This window comes from Moorena sp. SIO2C4 (assembly GCF_010672485.1).
Taxonomy (GTDB): Bacteria; Cyanobacteriota; Cyanobacteriia; order Cyanobacteriales; family Coleofasciculaceae; genus Moorena; species Moorena producens.
Genome location: NZ_JAAHGN010000795.1, coordinates 1 through 3605, shown reverse-complemented (window position 1 = coordinate 3605; position 3605 = coordinate 1). Strand labels below are relative to the sequence as shown.

Below are 3605 nucleotides of genomic sequence, written 5' to 3'. Positions count from 1 at the left end.
GTTAAAAGGCAGTAAGTATGAAACACACTTCCGATTATCATTTCCAATTAAGCGTTCATGAGTATCGAAAAATTTACTCTCACCATAAGAATATTAAATGATGCAATTATTTCGTAGTGTCAACATCGTGTAACCCTATTGAACTGAATCTGGGTCATTCCAAACCACTAGGGGCTGTTGTTTGATACAAGAATACAAACATGCTCCTTCCTTGGCTGTACCTCGTAGTTTTGACCCGGAGGAGATTAAGCAAATCGCTGTTGGGTTACTCAATATTCTGGTTTACCTACAACATCGGATTCCTCCGATCATTCATCGAGATATCAAACCGGAAAATATCTTAGTAGATGAGACGATCAATGTTTTTTTGGTAGACTTCGGCTTGGCTCGGATTGGTGATAGTGAACTAGCGGTGAGTAGTGTAGCCAAAGGCACTATCGGGTTTATGGCTCCGGAACAGTTATTTGATAAAGCCCTAAGTAAAGCGTCAGACTTATATGGGTTAGGAGCGACCTTGATTTGTTTACTAACTGGTACTCCATCGACTACGATTAATACTTTAATTGATGAAGACTATTGTCTCAATTTTCAGCATCGTCTACCTCAAGTAAGTTTGAGTTGGCTGGAGTGGCTGAAAAGGATGGTAGAGCTGAAACATAAAGACCGTTTTCCTGATGCTGAAACGGCTTTAGAAGCCCTTAAGCCAATCTACGTCATCCGGATTCCAGAGGCAAAACTATCCCAACCTTATCTAGAGTTGAGGGCTAAAAAATTAGGGGAAAAACTGACAAAAACTATTACGATTTGTAACACAGTTCCAGACACAGCCTTAGAAAGCCGCTGGCAAATTGCTCCCCATGTCAGTGACCCACCCCATACTCCCTACTTCCATGACTGGATTCGATTGGACACAGCTGATGTTAATGGTAATCAAGGGTTGTGCCACATTACGATAGATACCAGTAAGCTGATGGCAGACCAAACCTATGAGCGCGAGGTATTAATTCACACTAATGCTGAACACTCAACTCAGGTTTTACCCCTGAAAATCCATACTGCTCCGGTACCAATTGCCACGAAAAAACTTCCCTATCTATCCCTAGCGCTATTGATTGGCTTAGCTACTACAGCTACGTGGGTAGAAACTACGGCTTGGGAGGGAATTGTGAGTAACAGTGGGACAATCGGGATTGCGATCGCAACTTTTGTTTCAGTCTTGGTGGCAATGCTGGGATTGACTGCGGCTGTGACATCTGGGATGGTCTCGAAACTGGTAGCAAAAGTCAGAGCCAGATTTAGTATTCCGTTAAAGGCTATGGATACCGTAGCAGCAGTGTTTTTTGCTGGAGTAGCAGCCCTGTTGGTAGCTGGATTTGGTGCCAAGTTTCGCGCTACGGATAGCGCGATTGCTACCTTTGCAGCAGTGGATGCGGTAGTGTTTATGGCAGCCTTTGAAGGGGAAGGAGTAGCTCAAAGCTGCCGAAAGCGTGGGTTTAGTAAAATCTTAGCCCTAGGAGTGCCTGTGTTATCGGTAGCCTTGGGGATTAGTTTAGGTATCGGTTTGAAACTAGGATTTTTAAATGTGTTGGTACTGATCGCCATTTTAGTGACAGCAGTTCCCTTAGGTGTGATGATTCTCTATCCACCATTAGAGCGTCTGCGGCAAGTCAAAACCTATCGGAAATTAGAGAGAAATTTGATCAAGCCTTAGAGGGTATTTATTTGCAGGAGCGATCGCGCTATTGCTTCCACTCAGTTTTTTGTGACCGCAACAAAATAATAGATCTTGACTCCCTTTTCTTTGTGGGACTATGCTTTATCTACAACGTTTAACAATGTTTAACAATGTTTAACAATGTTTAACAATTAACATTCAACCACGGAAACCGCTATTATATTTTATATTTAATTAGGTAATTTATTATGCCCTATTACCCATTATCAGAAAGCGCTCAGCTATTTTGCTTAGTGATTAACAAAACTTGGTATCTTATAAAATTTTGTAATTTTATAGGTGTTTAATAATTTGGCTTTGGAGTAACAGGTTTTATTAATGTAGAACTCCCCTAGCAGCTGATCGGCCTTTGATGATTTCAAACATGCTCTATCAGCACGCTCTCCACTCACGACTTATCGAATTTTTCACAGGCTGAGAATACACTGATTCAAGATTACCATAGATCATTAATCGTTCTCACTTCTGCCTTGGTGTCGTTTATTCAAAAAAAAATCACTTACGTGCAGCCAACTGTAAATAAATGTACCAAAGCAGGTAGACAGGAGAGCAATTTTTAGGGCAAGATTATTTAGTTCAGAATATTGTCAAATGTCTGTTGTTTCTACGGTCAGGGTTATTGTGCCCGGTACTACCGCTAATCTAGGACCAGGTTTCGATTGCATAGGCGCAGCGTTAACTGTATATAACCAGTTTAAAGTCACTCGCCTGGAGTCGGTAAATTCTGGATCAGTCAAGCTTAAGATTGATGTTACTGGTGTGGAAGCCAAGAAGGTGAGTAGAGATGAGAGTAATCTTGTCTATCGAGCCTTTGTGACCTTATATGAGCGTCTGGGAAAAACTCCGCCTCCGGTACACCTAGAGATTGATTTGGGGGTGCCTTTGGCACGAGGATTGGGCAGTTCGGCAACAGCGATTGTTGGAGGATTGATTGCTGCAAATCAGTTAGCGGGTAAACCTCTTTCTCAGCAGGAGGTAATGGAGTTAGCGATCGCAATTGAGGGGCATCCTGATAATGTGGTTCCAGCGCTTTTGGGGGGATGTCGTTTGACCGGTCGAGGTTTGGTGATGAAACCCCAAAGACCCCAAGAACCAGAAGCACAACAACAGGATTGGGTAGTTTGTGATGTTGCTTGGTCTTCTGATCTGGTGCCGGTGGTGGCAATTCCCGATTTCGAGCTTTCAACACAGGAGGCACGGCAGGTGTTGCCTGATAGCTATAGCCGTGCTGATGCAGTTTTGAATGTGGCCAGTTTGGGGTTGTTGTTGCGGGGTTTGGAGTCTGGTAAGGGGGATTGGTTACGGGTCGGTTTGCAAGACCGGATACATCAGCCTTATCGCCAAAAACTGATTCCTGGTTATGACGCTGTGGAGGCGGCAGCTTTGGATGCTGGAGCCTATGGCATGGTGATTAGTGGGGCAGGTCCTACTTTGTTGGCTTTGGTGAGTGAGTCCCAAGCACCAGCGGTTCAGGAGGCAATGGCGGTAGCTTGGACCGATGCCGGGATTCAGGCTCAAGTGCGATCGCTTTCTCTAGATTGCCAAGGCACCAAGATTGCTCTGGAATTAAGTAGCTAATACCACATCCCATGGTATGACCCCCTGCTGGTTATAGTTGGTAATTGCTTCTGATTACCCCAAACCTCTTATATCATCTCGGGATAATTACCCTTAATAAAAATCTCCCCCATCTGGCCATCTACCACAGTGACGACAGCCAGTTGTTTTTGTATTCGAACTGTTTGTTCCATAACGGCAGTAGAAAAAATGCCCTTTTCATCCGAGGCACGCTGTTGATTACGTTGATTTGTCGACTTTCTAAGGTCCTTCTTTTCTCTTTAACCCAACTTCAATTCCTACTTAAAGAATT

The 3605-nt window shown here is 43.7% G+C and carries 1 protein-coding gene and 1 pseudogene; both read left to right on the top strand.

The features are described from left to right. Positions 1-166 precede the first annotated feature (166 nt). Positions 167-1711 (top strand): annotated as a pseudogene (locus tag F6K20_RS29205) (protein kinase domain-containing protein); the annotation flags it as partial. A gap of 615 nt (positions 1712-2326) precedes the next feature. After that, entirely contained in the window at positions 2327-3313 is a 987-nt protein-coding gene (thrB, locus tag F6K20_RS29200; RefSeq protein ID WP_008184855.1) for a homoserine kinase, read from the top strand. Positions 3314-3605: the final 292 nt, after the last annotated feature.

Excerpts from the sequence above, each read along its gene's own strand:
- thrB (WP_008184855.1), top strand. The coding sequence starts at position 2,327 with ATGTCTGTTGTTTCTACGGTCAGGGTTATTGTGCCCGGTACTACCGCT.